We start from the raw sequence: 15,516 nt of genomic DNA on the forward strand, positions 1-15,516 counted from the left end.
TTTTTCTTAAGTAAAGACATGGAAGATAACCCTATTATATCTATAATTAACCAAATATCAAACAGGTATTTGAAAATATTTAGAATTTTTTAAATATTGTTGCAATAGTTCATTAAAGAGATTATAATTTAGATGAATATTAATATTTTTTGTTAGGAGGAAAGAAGGATGACATTACAACCAGCAGTAAAAAAACTAGTAGATCAAGTTAACGAAGCCTTTGCATCAGGTATTCCAAAAATTGAAGAAATGTCTGTTCAAGAAAACCGTGATGGGCTGTTAGCCTTTTACAAAGATTTACGTGGAGAAGTGCAAGAAGTAGCAAAGGTTGAAGATGTAAAAATTCCTGTTGATGGGGATGATATTACATTGCGTTTATACACACCTGAAGCACAAGGTCCACTACCAGTCATTGTCTTTTTCCACGGTGGCGGCTGGGTACTAGGTGATTTAGAAATTGTTGATCCAATTTGTCGTTCGCTCGCAAATTCTACCGAATGTTTGGTTGTTTCTGTAGATTATCGTCTTGCTCCTGAGCATAAATTCCCTGTAGGAATTGAAGATTGTTATGCTGCTACAAAATGGGTATCTGAGAATATTTCAAACTATAATGGGGATCCAAATCGTATTGCTACGTGTGGTGATAGTGCTGGTGGAAACTTGGCCGCTGTTATACCATTAATGGCTAAAGATCGTGGCGGCCCTAGTATTGCCTACCAAATTATATTATACGGAGTAACTGATTTCTCCTTCAGCACAAAGTCCTATTTAGAGAATGGCAAAGGGTTTTATTTAGAAACAACGGCGATGCGTTGGTTCGCAGATCAGTATTTTAATAATGATGAAGAGAAATTGAATCCATATGCTTCTCCGATTCTTGCAAAAGATCTTTCAGGTCTTCCACCTGCCCTTGTCATTACATGCGAATACGATGTTTTACGAGATGAAGGCGAAGACTATGCAGCTAAATTAAAAGAGGCTGGTGTCCCAGTAGAGCTTGTTCGATATGATGGGCAAATTCATGGTTTCTTCTGGATGCCTGTCATCATGGATGATGCAAAAGATGCAATGAACAGGATTACGAACGCATTGAAGAAAGAATTTTCAGCGTCTGTTTAATCCTTTGTTTAAACGATTTACCACCGAGGCTGTTAAGATCCTTTGACCTTAAACAGCCTCTTTTCTATGGATAAGGAGGAGTTCGTTTGATAAAAGTTTCAACAATTTTGATGAAGAATCATAACATATCCATCCAAGAGTTTCATAACCATTGGCAAAACGAACATGCAAAGATTGCGATGAGTACTCCTTCTTGGTATCAATATATGCGAAAATACGTACAATCTCATACTTATCATGCATTGCATAAAGACAAGCAACCACCCTTTGACGGTGTCGCTCATTTTTGGCTTGATCATATTGAAAGTTTTAAAGAATGGACACAATTGCCCGAACTAAGCGTTGTCGCTGAAGATACAAGGAAATTAGTTGATGGGAAAAAGCTCATCCGCCTGTTTACAAATGAACTTGAACAATATGCACTGCCAGACTGGAAACAAAGAAGTAAGATCAAAAGAATCTCATTTATAAAAAAGTCACCAAAGATGAAGATTGATGAATTTCATGATTACTGGGCTAATCATCATAGCCTATTGGTCATGGAAAGACCGTGGTGGAAATATTGCAATCGTTATGTTCAGAATCATATCCAGTACGATGCCTACCCAAACGGGGAATCCCCACTAGGGTACAATGGTTTTGCAGAAATATACTTTGATGATCTTCAAGCTTTTGAACGTTGGCAGGATGGGCATGTGAACGATGAAGTCGTCGTGGCCGATGAAAAGAAGATGGTCGGACATGTGGATACATTTTTCACTTATGAAATACAAATTCAGCCTTAGGATAGAAAACACAAGCATAACAAAAACGGAGAAAGGTTCTTTCCTTCTCCGTTTTATGTTATTTGTATTTTAGATGGATTCTGTTAAAGAACTTTATTTGCCAAGGTTCCAGTAATAAGTATTTAACCCTACACATAAACAACCGCCACTCCAGGTGCGATGACTTCACCCGCTTCATTTTTTACATATAATTCAATTGACGTTTCACCAGTTTCTTCATTATATAGGGTTATCTCCCCGCCTGAATAAAGTGTTTCCCCCACATAAGCCGCTATTCGATTGGAATACTCGATGGAAACTAAATGTCCTTCTTCCTCCAGCCAATCATTGACACACTGATTGAGCCAATCCCCGATTAAAGGGCCTGGCACAACGAGATCAGGATATTTTTCAACCTGAGTCGTATATTCATAGTCAAAATGAATGCGATGGGCATTAAATAAAACGGCATTATATAGAAATAATTGAACATGGTCTGGTTTAAACTCACGCTGTGGCAAGGTATCTCCTACTCTCATTTGTGTTTTTTTCAACATTGAGTGCACCCCCTAAAAGAAACATTGATTCTAACGGAAAATTCTCGTCGTTACTTCCTTTAACACCTTTTCACCAGAATCATTGACCACATCCATCGTTGTTTCATAAAAAATTAGCGACCCTTTCGATCCTTGCTTTTCGTAAATATTGGTTAATGTCCGCGTTGCGGTTAACCAGTCACCGGGGACAATGCGTTTGAAATACTCAATTTTCAAACCGCCAGCCATCGCTTTCTTTAAAGGAAATTCCGGCAGCAAAGGGTCAATCGAAACACCGTCAGTGCTTAACTGATTCATTTCAACGACATCCCAAAACAACGATACATGGAACATTGATGGTGCCTCGTCACCATTTAAGTATTTCTGTTTGCGTTGCCCGGTGGCAATCGCGTATTTTCTAATATCGCGACGAGTGACAATTTCTCTTCTAGGAGGAGCAGAACGACCAATATTTGCTAACAAATCGTTTGTTAATAATTCACTCATACCATCTTCCCCCGTTTATGCTGATGTTGCTCCCTTAATTCACGTTTAAGAATTTTACTAGTTGGTGATTTTGGCAGACTGTCGACAAATACAACAGAGCGTGGCTTTTGGTAAGAGGCAAGATGTTTTTTCGCAGTCTCAATAATTTCCTCCTCGGTCGCTGTTCTTCCCGGCTTCAATACAACAGCAGCCTTGACTAACTCGCCCCATTCTTCATCAGGAACACCGAAAACAGCAACTTCTAATACCGCGTCATGCTGATAGATTGCATTTTCTACCTGGGTGCTGTAAATATTTTCGCCGCCGGAAATAATCATGTCTTTAGCACGGTCAACAATAAATACATAGCCGTCCTCATCCCAAGTCGCAATATCCCCCGTGTATAACCAGCCATTTCTAAGCGTTTTTTCTGTAAGTTCCGGTCTTTGCCAATAGCCAATCATATTCGCATCTGATTTCACGATAATTTCTCCAGCTGACTTGCCATCCTTAGGAACTGGATTCCCATCATAGTCGACAATTTGAAGCGATGTACCAAATGCCTCCCGGCCACAGGAAGATAATCGTTCAGGATGAATTCCTTGGACCGCTTTTAAATGGTCTTCTTGGGAAAGAAAAGTCATCCCCATTCCTTCTGTCTGACCAAAACTTTGGATTAATGTACATGGGAAAGCTTCAAGCGCTGCTTTAACGACTTTCATCCCCATCGGTCCGCCCCCATATTGAATGTTTCGAAGACTTGAAAGGTCATATTTTTCAAAACCAGCGACAGACATCATCCAATTGAGCATCGTCGTGATGCCCAAAAAGGCAGACACACGTTCTTGTTCAATGACTTCCAGCGCTAATTTCGCCTCAAAATTAATTAATACAAGCGGGCAGCCATGTGCCATATAGTTGATTGCTAGAACAATTGGAATATGGAACATTTGTCCTGTGAGCATATAAACATCACTAGGAACAATGCGCTCAGCAACAGTTTGATTGAGCATCCCGGCATAAAAACTTTTATGGGTATGTAATGCCCCTTTTGATTCCCCTGTTGTTCCTCCCGTGTAAAGAATGAGCATTGGATCTTCATCACCTACAGCTGCTGATTGTGGGGGTTCTTCATTTGAAGCGGATTCTAGAAGCCGCTCATACGATCCATCGCCCTTTTTCCCATACTCGAGCCAATGATTAATTTCAACATGTTCCTTCAGTTCTTGTTGAACCTCATGAAAATCATCCGAGCTAATCAGAACGGATGGTTTTGCATCTTTTAAAATTCGGCTTAATTCAGTTGTTCCTAAACGCCAATTGAGCGGCTGAATAATTAATCCTACTCTTGCACAGGCAAAGTAATTTTCGATATATTCAATGCTATTTTTTGAAATAACTGCAACACGATCACCTTTTTTAAGTGCCAAATCATTCATATATCCATTTGCTACTCGTCTAACACGGTCGTCCAAAGTACCATAATTCATCCGGCGGTCATTTGGGATATCAATTAATGCTTGCCTATTAGGATCGAGCTTTGCATATTTTGCTGGGATTTCCCCAATATTCACCAATAGACTCCTCCCCCCTTGTTGAGATTGATAATCATAAAGTAATTGGTTCGAAAGCATAAAATGTGTGTTCCAAATCTAAATGTCGCATGCAAAATACCCTTAAACTGGCAACTCAATATCAAGATGCCGTTTTGATATGCGCCAACGCCCATCGACTTTAACGACTTCATCACGATAAATGCCTGTGGAAAGGAGTTGACAAACCCCGTTCTCTGTTGCAAATAACGTCAAACTGGACAATGTAGTTGCCTCATCTTCTCCTTCATTTTCAAAAAAGATATTTGAGATTTGGTGTAAACGTTTATCTGTTTGCTTTTTCATCGCCCGTTTCATAAAATTTACGATTGCTTCTTGACCATCATAAGGACCAATTAAATCCCCAGCGCCAACACGCAACGTCATCACGGCGTTTTCTACAAAACATTCAGTCAACATTTCGACATTATGGGAATCATAACCATAGGCAGCTCGATATAATAATTCGTGAACCGCTAATTTCTCTTCTGACTTCATTTTAAAAACTCCTTTTTCACTGGATTTCCTGAAGAGCGTCAATTAATTCCTTGCCGCCTTCCACTCCCTTTTCAAAAAGATCCCAAGAAGTTTTTGTCGCTTCTTTCAGGGAGGCAATTTCTTCTTCCGTAGGATAGTAAATTTCAACTCCCATTTCACTCTCTAATTTTGGTATCTGCTCTTGAAGCGATTGTACGATTGTTTCTTTAACATATTTTTCATAATCCTTGCCTGTCTCTACTAAAATTTCTTGAAGATCCTTTGGCAGTGATTCAAATTTATTCTTTGAAATTAACACTGGTGTAACAGGGTTAAATAATGGGGCAACCGTGTATTTATTCACCGGCAACTTAGCATCATACGCATACATCGGTGTCGTCAACAACCCATCTAGCATCCCTTGCTGAAGAGCGGGTATCGCTTCTGCACCAGAAATTGTCACAGAGCTCGCACCTATTGCTTTAAGCGTTTCAGGGGTGATGATGCCACCAGGTGTTCGAATCCTTAACCCCTTAGAACTTTCTGCATCCGTCACTAATTTATCGTTCGTAAAAATCGAACCAAAAGTATCAATATAGCCAATTGCGAGTACCTTCACCCCTTTTTCATCCATTATATTAGCGATGTGCTGACCGCCTTTTTCATGGCTGTTAAACTGGGCACGATTATTTAAATAAACAAGGGGATCATTTGGGTCATAATCAAAGATGAAAGGGAGCTCAAAGAAATTCCAAATCGGGTCAAAACTAGTAAGGACTGGGGAACTGCTGTGGACCATATCAATTTGCCCTTGGATTAAACTAGGGAGCTCTTGGTCAACTGGCATTAACTGCGCACTTGGAAAGATTTCGATGGAAAGGCGACCATCACTTCTCTCCTGTACTTCATTATTGAACCATTCCATAAACGTGTGCATAAAATGGGTTGTCGAGAAACCGTGAGCCAATTTTAATACATATTTTTCATTGGACTCATTTGATGCTGCAGCATCTGTATTGCCTCTCTCTGTTGAGCTCGTACTGTTTCCACAAGCACTCATAAACAAAACGAGCAAGATAACGAGGAATAAAGAAACTTTCTTCAAGATCAACCCTCCAAATTTATCGTAACCGATTAGCTACTTCTTAATATTCAGCAATCATTATTGGAACAAAAACAAACTTAACCATGGAATATAAATCAAGACAAGTGTTCCTAAAACCAAACCAATTAAATATGGATTTGTTCCTTTAACAACAACCCCCATGCTTTCTTTAAAATGTCCGCTAATTGCATATAAACAAGAACCAACCGGCGGAGTAATCTGACCAATCATTAAAGCTCCAACGGTAATAATCGCAAAATGAATCGGATCATATCCTAAAGAAAGGACGACTGGATATAAAATCGGCAATGTAATATAAAGAATCGGAATTGCGTCCAAAAACATCCCGAAAATTAGGAAGACCAAAACAATAATTAACATGATCACCCAATCCGCCACAGCTAAGCTTATAGCAAATTCAGTAATTTTTTGCGGAACTTGAATATAGGTCATCGCTGTCGAAAACAATTTTGCTCCGCCTAATAAAATATAAATAATTGAAGTCGTTACCATTGTATGAAGAAAACTCTTTTTAAAATTAGCAAGTGTGAAATCACTGCGATTAAATAAAAAGCTAATAACAAGGACATATACAACTGCGATCGCTGCAGCTTCTGTAGGAGTGAACACTCCTCCATAAATCCCGCCCAATATTACGACTGGCATTAACAGGGACGGAAATGCTTGTAAAAACGAACTACCTATTTCGGTAAAACTCGCTCGTTTTGGTCGTTCTTTTTTATCTTTAATACCAACAATGACTGCTACAAGAACTAATACAAGGGCCATAAATGCACCTGGTACAATTCCAGCCAAAAACAGAGCTCCTGGGTCAAGCTGTGTGGAAGCAGCAAATAAAATCATAAAAATACTCGGTGGGATCATTTGCCCTAACGTACCTGAAGCGGCTAGAACCCCAAAACTATTTTCTTTTGTATAGCCCATCTTAATCATTTGTGGGATTGCCATCGATCCTACTGCAACGACCGTAGCCACGGAAGAACCAGAAAGCGCCCCAAAAATCGCTGCCGTAACGACAACAGCGGCAGGCATCCCTCCTGGAAGATGTCCGACAAGATTATTAATAAAACGAAACATCCTGCTTGCCGGTCCCATATACGTCATCAAATTCCCAGCAAGCAGGAAATAAGGAACAGCCAATAAAATCCACTGGTCCGTTGCAATAAAATATTGCGAAGCAACACTTTCCAGCGGAAGTCCCATTTGTACCAATACCCAATATCCTCCGCTTGCTCCTAAGGCAAGCCAAATTGGCGCCCCAATCACAAGTAATACAACAAAAATAAGCAAGCCAATCGCAAACATTTTATTTCGCCCCTTTCGCTAGAGATTCCCCTGAATTATAATAGTTCATTAATACTCAAGCCTCTCAACTTAAGACCCCGTTTTCACCGCAGCTGGAGTTTCACAATCATTTGATTTGTAGGAGCGAAATTTATAAATGTCCTGAATAAGTTGTAACAAAGAATAAAAGGCTCCTAAAATCATCCCGATTGGGATTGCGAGTGCGGGTATAAACATTAACATGATTCCTGAAACTGTTGTCACTTTTAAACTAAATAAGGACATCGTCCATGCAATACTCGACCAGCTTAAATAAACAAATGCTGCCAATAAGAGAATACTAATAATTAATTGATTGGTTAATTTTGATTTCCCCTTAAGAATCCCTTGTAAAATATCCATTTTAAGATGCTCGCCTTTTTTAATAAGAGGACCTACATATAAAAAAGCACCATATATAATTGCATATCGACATATTTCTTCAATAATCTGATAAGACATATCAAGCACATAGCGTAAAAAGACATTAATCACAGCTCCGATAACACTAATTCCTAAACAAACGAGAGCGGTCGTTTCTAGACTTTTATCAAGATACTTAGTAGCAGAATCAAGTTTTTTTAATTTATCCATATTATTCACCCCTCTTAGAAGATTCCGAGTTCAATAGAAATCTATTGAACTCGTTTTCCCCATTATTTCAGTGCTTCTAAAAGCTCTGCTCCACCTTCAACTTGATCCTCAAATACCTGTCTCACAGGTTTTGTTGCTTCTTCCCATTCATCAATCTCTTCTTCACTTGGATAGTAGATTTCCACCCCTTGGCTCTCGAGGTCTGCATATGCTTTCGTCGCTTCTGCGAATACTTGCTCCATAATATATTGCTCTAAATCTGCTCCTGCTTCCATAAGGATTTGCTGAAGATCCTCAGGCAACGATTCAAATTTATTAGTAGAAATCACCAAAGGTGTCACACTATTAAACAAAGGAACAACGGAAAAAGAGCTAACCGGCAATTTTGCTTGTGAAGCGTAAATTGGTGTCGTTAATAAACCGTCAACCGTATTTTGTTGTAAAGCGGTCACTACTTCCGCACCTGCAATCGTGACGCTGCTAGCGCCAACCGCTTTTGCTGTTTCCGGCCCAATCATTCCGCCCGGTGTTCTGAGTTTCAATCCTTTCGCACTATCAGGACCAGTGACTAAATTGGCTACATCTGTTGTATAAACAGAACCAAACATATCAACAAATCCAAAAGATAAGATTTTCAAACCCTTTTCTTCCATCCTTTTTGCAAAAACTTGGCCACCATTTTCACTTTTATTAAAAGCCATTCGCTCTTCTAAAAAGACAGAAGGATCTTTTGGATCATAATTAAAGATGAATGGAAGTTCATAGAAGTTCCAAATCGGGTCAAAACTAGTAAGGACCGGTGAAGTAGAGTGACTCATATCAATTTGACCTTGCAAGATAGCCGGCATTTCTTGATCGACTGGCATCAACTGGCCGCTCGGATAAATATCAATTGATAATCGTCCGTCACTTCGCTTTTGAACTTCATCACTAAACCACTCGATAAATGTATGCATAAACGATGTCGTCGGATAACCATGAGCCAGCTTTAAAACATATTCCTCTTGACCAGATGGTTCTGTAGACCGATCATCGCTAGTTGATTGATTCGTAGTTGATTCATTTCCACAAGCAGTTAAAATAAGAACAAATAAAAGACTGAATATGAGTGTAATCCTTCGCAACTTAAACTCCCCCAATTCTGTTAACTAAATGATTAGAAGTATCGGCTATTAAACATTTATATTAGGAATCATTATTCCAATTCTTCTAAAGCTTTTAAAAGTTCTTTTCCGCCGTTAACCTGCTGTTCAAAGACATCTCTAGCGGGTTTTGTCGATTCTTTCCAATGTTCAATTTCCTCATCAGTCGGGTAGTAGATTTCAACCCCTTTATCTTCTAAAGTTGAGAAAGCTGTTTTCGCTTTTTCAAGGACCATTTCTCTACCATATTCTTCCAAGTCCTTTCCTGTTTGAACGAGGATTTTTTGAAGATCCTCTGGTAATGATTCAAACTTATCTAAGGAGATAATAAGCGGAGTGACCGTGTTGAACAATGGCACGACTGTTAATGTTTCAATTGGTAGTTGCGCATCATTTGCATAGATAGGGGTCGTTAATAACCCATCGACAACTTTTTGCTGCAAAGCGGTCACAAGTTCAGTACCAGCAATGGTCACACTGCTTGCGCCTATTGCTTTTGCCGTTTCTGGGCCAATAATTCCTCCCGGGGTTCTCAATTTTAATCCTTTTGCGCTTTCTGGTCCGGTCACCAAGTTGTCAGTATCAGTCGTATAAACAGAACCAAACATATCAACAAAACCAAGAGAAAGAACCTTTAACCCCTTTTCTTCCATCATTTTGATAATTTGTTGGCCACCATCTTCACTTTGATTAAATTTAATTCTATTCTCAATAAATACAGTAGGATCGTTTGGATCATAATCAAAGATAAACGGCATTTCATAGAAATTCCAAATTGGGTCAAAACCCGCTAGTACTGGAGAAAGTGTGTGACTCATTTCAATTTGTCCTTGTAGGATAGCTGGCATTTCTTGATCAGGTGGCATTAATTGTGCACTAGGATAAATATCAATTGCTAATCGCCCGTCACTTCGCTCTTGTACTTCTTCATTGAACCACTCCATGAAAGTATGTACAAAAGAGGTGGTGGGATAAGCATGGGACAACTTTAGGACATAATTCTGTTCATCAGAAGAATTTGCTGTGTCTTGCGAAGCTGGACTTGAATTTTGACATGCTGCTAAAAATAAGATGAGAACAAATAAGATTGTTAATGGAAAATGTTTCAACGGCTTGCCTCCTCAAAGTATAAAACCGAAAGCGCTTCCAAGTTTATAACAAATATTTGTTAGAAACTGAAGATAAATAGGTAAGAATAAATGGATTTTCTTCCATATTAAAAGAGGTTTATCCTCCCATTGTGCAAACAAGGTCACGAATGAGAGGATAATAGCAACTGATCTATTTTGTTGGATCTGGCAATCCGTATACTTTCATTGCATTTTTATAAAGAATTTTTTCTTTAAGATCCTTTGGCATACGAGCAAAAGCTGCATGTGGGGCATCAAATTCCCAGTGTGGATAATCACTTGCAAATAAAATTCTGTCTTCGCCAATCATTTTAATGATCTGAATGATATGCTCTTCGTCCTCGTGACGCTCCGGTTCAATGAACGGCTGTGTTCCAAACCACATTTGCTCACGAATTTGCTGACTAGGAGAACGTTTTACCCAAGGTACTTCACGTTTTAGATTTCTCCAATGGGTATCCATTGTGTACATTAAGTTCGGCAAATAAGCAAAGCCACCTTCAACAAACACCAGTTTTAAATCTTGGTACTTTTCTAAAACCCCACCAAAAACAATACTATTAATCTGTGCCTGATAAGTTAATCCATTATTCGTTTGCGCTTCAGGATAATAGTTTCCTAGAACTGGACCTGGTCTAAATAGACCTCCTGGCACGGAAACATGGAATGTACAAACAAGATTATTACGGATGGCTGCTTCCCAAATTGGATGGTAGCGTTTATCTCCCCAGCCGCCGTACGGAGAATGAATAGATAATCCTACTTGAGCCATTTGCGGATGACTGCCGACCCGATCAATTTCTCTTGCAGCAACTTCTGGTTCCTGAGAAGCAATAACGACTGAACCTCGCAGACTAGGGTCTTTTGACAACCATGTATCAATTTGCCAGTCATTATAGGCAGATGCAACTGCTGCAGCCATTTCATGCTGAGCAGAGGCTGATAACATAAATGTCGAATCTGGGAAAAGAATTGAATTTGCATAATTGTATTTGTCGGCTACTTGTTCCCGATAAAAGTCTAATGAAGAACAACCGAGACCACCTTCTGGAGGAATGCTATCCATCCGATGACCGGCATTCGCTACAATCGCCATAATTGGGATTCCCGGGAAGACGCCTTTCCATTTACAATCTGTTAAGAAATCACGCCAATAATCACTTAAATATGGATTTAGCTCTTCATAGCTTTTCGGATTAGGGTGAACATCACAATCAATAACTGGAAGGACATTACTATTAACAGCGGATTGAATTTGGCTTTTTACGATTGTTTTACTCATTTTGATCTCCTTTTTATTAAATAATTTGAGGTTCGTTCGTTTTCCCGTGTTAAAGGAAAAGATTTTTAAAATTAAAACAATCAACTGTTTGATTTTAAAAAAATTGAATGTTTGTTTGATTTTTAAAAAAGAATTGAATGTTTGTTTGAATTTTCTAGGTAAAATCTAAACTCTATGCGTAAACAACAACCTCATCATTCTCAACACTTACATTAAAAGTTTTAATTTTAGTATTTTCTGGATCATGCATTGAACATCCGTTTTCTACATCAAAACTCCAATGATGCCATGGACAATAAATATAACCGCCTTGTTTTTCATAGCTAACTTCTTTTATGTCAGTCGCTGTAGCTACCCCTCTTAATACTCCTTTTTCAAAACCTGCTCCTTGGTGGGGACACGCATTTCTAACAGCATAAAAGCCGTCTTCTTTACGAATGACTAAAATGGACATTCTTCTCACTTGGATGACTTTCTTATCCCCTGGCTTCATATCATCTTTTTGACAAACGACATTTCTTTCTAAATTTTTAACATCCGCTTTCAAAATGAAACCTCCTTTAAATTGAAAATATTTTCTATAACTTAATCCAAATTATAAATGTAGATACACTTTAAGTCAATTATGAATATTTTGAATTTTTAATTAAATATTTTCTGCTAAAATTATCTCTTCACCTCATAACCGACTCTTTCCCGATCCCATGTATCTTCGGTTATCCCTTCTTGGCGAAGCTTATACTTCTCTACTCTTTGAGATGTGTTTTTCGGTAATTCTTGAACAAAGCGAATAAATCTAGGAACAGCAAAGTAAGCCATTCGATCTTGACAGAAATCTAGTAATTCTTCGGGATTTAAGTTTACTCCCTCTTTAACAATTACCACAGCCATTACCTCTTCTTCTGAAAGCTCAGAGGGCACTCCAATTACCGCCGATTCGAACACGTTCGGATGATCATTTATAACACGTTCAACCTCATAGGATGAAATATTTTCTCCCCTCCTGCGGACAACATCTTTCTTTCTATCGAGAAAATAGAAATAACCATCTTCATCCATTTTCCCAGTATCACCAGTATGAAACCATAGATTTCTCCACGCTTCAACGGTTGCTTCTGGCATCCCGTAATAACCCGAAAAGAGAATATTTGGTTTCTTTGGCCGAACGACAATCTCACCTGCTACTCCAGGAGGACAAGGGTTGTCATTTTCATCATGAATCTCGACCTCATAAACCGGAACAGGAAAGCCACAAGATCCTTTTTTAAAAGAATCTGCAGGATTATATAAAGCTGTTCCTAATTCCGTAGAACCATATACTTCAGAAATTTTGACTTGGAATCGATTTTCAAAATCCTCGTAAATTTCAACTGGTGTTGGAGCCCCAAATGCCTTATTTACTGGATTATCTCCATCATCCGGACGCTCTGGCTGCTTCATGAGCATCGTTAAAAGAGATCCCATAAAATTGAATGCCGTCACTTGCTCTTTTCTCATAATATCCCAGAATCGTGATGCTGAAAACCGGCTATGCATCACCACATCGCATCCCACTAGAAGCGCGACTAAAATCGATGTATAACGAGCGTTTACATGGAATAATGGAAAGGCCGTAAACAATCGATCAGCTGGTCCGTACTTCATCAGTTCACAGGCTGTTTTCGCCACACTAAAGGTCGCTGTATGACTGAGAATCACCCCTTTTGAAGGTCCAGTCGTTCCCGATGTAAATAGAATTAGGGCGGTATCCTGAGCTTCCACATTCACAGTAACAGGAGCATCACTCGCTTCGTCAAAAAGGTCTATATACGAATGGTAGTTCAGTACTCCATCTATCATTACATAGTCATCCCCCACAACGATGACGTGTCGAAGATGGGTAAGTTCTCCTGAAATTTGATTAATTCGGTCCACCCATTGAGAAGAGACAACAATGGCTTGACACTCTGCTTTATTGAGAATATACGTAAGCAAGTCTCCCCTGAAGGCGGTATTAATTGGAACTTCAATTACGCCGATACGTGAAAGTCCTAACCATGTTGCTAAAAACTCAGGACTGTTCGGAAGCATAACAGCGCAAGTTTGTCCCTTTGTCAATCCTAGTGAAGCAATGAAATTTGCCACTTTATTTCCACTACGGTGAAGTTGTCCATACGTAAGGTCCTGTTCGTCAAAACGAACAATTCGGTCGTTTGCTTTATCTTGCGCGCGGTATTCAACAATCTTTCCAAATGTTTCAATTCCGTTATACATGATTTCATCCCTTTCCGTTCCTTTACCGACTTAACGATAAACTTTATAGCCAATTAATTCACGATCCCAAGTATCAGGAGTAATTCCTTCGGAACGAAGTTTATACTTTTCAATACGTTGCGAAGGTGTTCTTGGAAACTCCTTTACAAATCTTATATAGCGAGGGACTGCGAAATAAGCCATTCTAGGCTGGCAGAAGTCTAACAGTTCTTCTGGGCTTAACTCTTCTCCTTCGCGTAATTTTACAACAGCTAGCACTTCTTCTTCGGATAACTCCGATGGAACACCAACAAGGGCAGACTCTTGTACTTTAGGATGTGTATTCATGACACGCTCTATTTCATATGAAGAGATATTCTCTCCCCTTCTTCGAATGACATCTTTTTTCCGGTCAACAAAATAGAAATAACCGTCTTCATCCATACGGCCACGATCCCCGGTATGGAACCAAAGATTCCGCCACGTTTCAACTGTTGCTTCAGGCATCCCATAATAGCCGGAAAATAATACACCTGGACCTTTCGGGCGGACCACAATTTCCCCAACTTCACCTACAAGACAAGGTTGATCATTTTCATCATGAATTTCGACTTCATAGGTTGCGACTGCCTTGCCACAAGATCCTTTCCGGAAAGATTCAGCTCGATTAATCATTGCTAAGCCAACCTCAGTTGAGCCGTATGCTTCAGTGATTTTCACATTGAAACGTTTTTCAAAGTCTTCATATATTTCTAAAGGAACCGGTGCTCCCTGAATCATTCGCACAGGGTTATCTCCATCATCTGACTGTTCTGGCTGTTTCATTAACATCGTTAATAATGAACCCATATAAGTAAAACTCGTAATTTGTTCTGCTCGGCAAATATCCCAAAACTTAGATGCTGAAAAACGCTCATGCATCACTACATCACTTCCTGCAAGCAAAGCTGGTAAAATTGTAGCATATCTTGCATTTACGTGAAAAAGTGGAAATACCGTAAACAGGCGATCGTCGGGACCATAGTTCATTAGGTCACAACATGTTTCAGCGAGCGCAAAATTCGCTCGATGACTTAAAACCACACCTTTAGAGGGCCCTGTTGTTCCAGAAGTAAACAAGATTAATGACGGATCAAACGGTGTAATTTTAACATCGACCGGTTCAATACTTGCCTTTTCAATTAAGTTTTCATACGAATGATAGCAAATCGATTGAGAAGGTGACAGCTCCATTTCTCCTACGACAATAACATGTTTTAAGTTGGGAATGTCCTGAGAAATAGCCGCGATTCTCTCAACCCATTGTGAGGAAATCACGATTGCTTGACATTCGGCTTTATTCAAAATATAAGTTAGTAGATCTCCGCGATACGCCGTATTAATTGGCACCTCGATGACTCCTAGACGAGCGAGCCCAAGCCAAGTGGCAAGAAACTCCGGGCTATTCGGCATCATTACCGCACAAGTTTGTCCTTTTGAAAGACCTAACGTATGCATCACATTTGCGAATTTGTTTCCTTCCCTGTGCAATTGTTCATATGTGAGATCTACATTTGCAAATCGAACAAACCTTGCATTTGGTTGTTGCTTTGCACGATGTTCAACAATTCTTCCGAATGTTTGAATTCCCTCATACATTTTTATCTTCCTCCTACAACACACAACTTTCTAACAATCAAAGTATGATTCACAACAAAATTTTATTAACCTGAT

15 protein-coding genes are annotated in these 15,516 nt (G+C 39.3%); 2 read left to right on the forward strand and 13 right to left on the reverse strand.

Annotation, left to right across the window (positions count from 1 at the left end; all coding sequences use genetic code 11):
- Positions 1 to 168 precede the first annotated feature (168 nt).
- Together GNT69_RS05900 and GNT69_RS05905 are read left to right on the forward strand one after the other, a co-directional pair.
- A complete protein-coding gene (locus GNT69_RS05900) occupies positions 169 to 1,119 on the forward strand; it encodes an alpha/beta hydrolase (protein ID WP_203554052.1) in 951 nt (316 codons plus the stop codon).
- Between the two features lie 86 nt (positions 1,120 to 1,205).
- Positions 1,206 to 1,904: an EthD domain-containing protein gene (locus tag GNT69_RS05905; RefSeq protein ID WP_203554053.1), complete on the forward strand. Its 699-nt coding sequence runs from the start codon at positions 1,206 to 1,208 to the stop codon at positions 1,902 to 1,904.
- 128 nt (positions 1,905 to 2,032) lie between these two features.
- Here GNT69_RS05905 and GNT69_RS05910 read toward each other — a convergent pair whose 3' ends face one another.
- The 13 genes from GNT69_RS05910 to GNT69_RS05970 form a co-directional block, all read right to left on the reverse strand.
- Positions 2,033 to 2,440 (reverse strand): hotdog family protein, encoded by a 408-nt coding sequence (locus GNT69_RS05910; RefSeq protein WP_203554054.1) that lies wholly within the window; start codon positions 2,438 to 2,440, stop codon positions 2,033 to 2,035.
- Between the two features lie 30 nt (positions 2,441 to 2,470).
- Positions 2,471 to 2,926 (reverse strand): FAS1-like dehydratase domain-containing protein, encoded by a 456-nt coding sequence (locus GNT69_RS05915; protein ID WP_203554055.1) that lies wholly within the window; start codon positions 2,924 to 2,926, stop codon positions 2,471 to 2,473.
- Positions 2,923 to 4,479 carry an AMP-binding protein gene (locus tag GNT69_RS05920; RefSeq protein ID WP_203554056.1) on the reverse strand — a complete coding sequence of 519 codons (1,557 nt, stop codon included), beginning with the start codon at positions 4,477 to 4,479 and terminating at the stop codon, positions 2,923 to 2,925. Before GNT69_RS05920 ends, GNT69_RS05915 begins: the two co-directional genes overlap by 4 nt.
- A gap of 102 nt (positions 4,480 to 4,581) precedes the next feature.
- Entirely contained in the window at positions 4,582 to 4,995 is a 414-nt protein-coding gene (locus GNT69_RS05925; RefSeq protein WP_203554057.1) for a nuclear transport factor 2 family protein, read from the reverse strand.
- A 16-nt stretch (positions 4,996 to 5,011) separates the two neighbouring features.
- Entirely contained in the window at positions 5,012 to 6,079 is a 1,068-nt protein-coding gene (locus GNT69_RS05930) for a TRAP transporter substrate-binding protein (protein WP_203554058.1), read from the reverse strand.
- 57 nt (positions 6,080 to 6,136) lie between these two features.
- A complete protein-coding gene (locus GNT69_RS05935; RefSeq protein WP_203554059.1) occupies positions 6,137 to 7,405 on the reverse strand; it encodes a TRAP transporter large permease in 1,269 nt (422 codons plus the stop codon).
- Positions 7,406 to 7,474: 69 nt separating this feature from the next.
- Positions 7,475 to 8,017: a TRAP transporter small permease gene (locus tag GNT69_RS05940; RefSeq protein WP_203554060.1), complete on the reverse strand. Its 543-nt coding sequence runs from the start codon at positions 8,015 to 8,017 to the stop codon at positions 7,475 to 7,477.
- Between the two features lie 62 nt (positions 8,018 to 8,079).
- Entirely contained in the window at positions 8,080 to 9,141 is a 1,062-nt protein-coding gene (locus tag GNT69_RS05945; RefSeq protein WP_203554061.1) for a TRAP transporter substrate-binding protein, read from the reverse strand.
- Between the two features lie 71 nt (positions 9,142 to 9,212).
- Complete coding sequence (locus GNT69_RS05950; RefSeq protein ID WP_203554062.1) at positions 9,213 to 10,268, reverse strand: TRAP transporter substrate-binding protein; 1,056 nt, start codon at positions 10,266 to 10,268, stop codon at positions 9,213 to 9,215.
- 172 nt (positions 10,269 to 10,440) lie between these two features.
- Positions 10,441 to 11,571: an amidohydrolase family protein gene (locus GNT69_RS05955; protein ID WP_203554063.1), complete on the reverse strand. Its 1,131-nt coding sequence runs from the start codon at positions 11,569 to 11,571 to the stop codon at positions 10,441 to 10,443.
- A 172-nt stretch (positions 11,572 to 11,743) separates the two neighbouring features.
- A complete protein-coding gene (locus GNT69_RS05960; protein ID WP_203554064.1) occupies positions 11,744 to 12,118 on the reverse strand; it encodes a Rieske (2Fe-2S) protein in 375 nt (124 codons plus the stop codon).
- A 119-nt stretch (positions 12,119 to 12,237) separates the two neighbouring features.
- Positions 12,238 to 13,824, reverse strand: a complete 1,587-nt coding sequence (locus GNT69_RS05965; RefSeq protein WP_203554065.1) for an AMP-binding protein — start codon at positions 13,822 to 13,824, stop codon at positions 12,238 to 12,240.
- A gap of 30 nt (positions 13,825 to 13,854) precedes the next feature.
- Positions 13,855 to 15,441: an ATP-dependent acyl-CoA ligase gene (locus tag GNT69_RS05970; RefSeq protein WP_203554066.1), complete on the reverse strand. Its 1,587-nt coding sequence runs from the start codon at positions 15,439 to 15,441 to the stop codon at positions 13,855 to 13,857.
- Positions 15,442 to 15,516 lie beyond the last annotated feature (75 nt).

It is taken from the genome of Bacillus sp. B15-48 (assembly GCF_016879755.1).
Taxonomy (GTDB): domain Bacteria; phylum Bacillota; class Bacilli; order Bacillales; family Cytobacillaceae; genus Mesobacillus_B.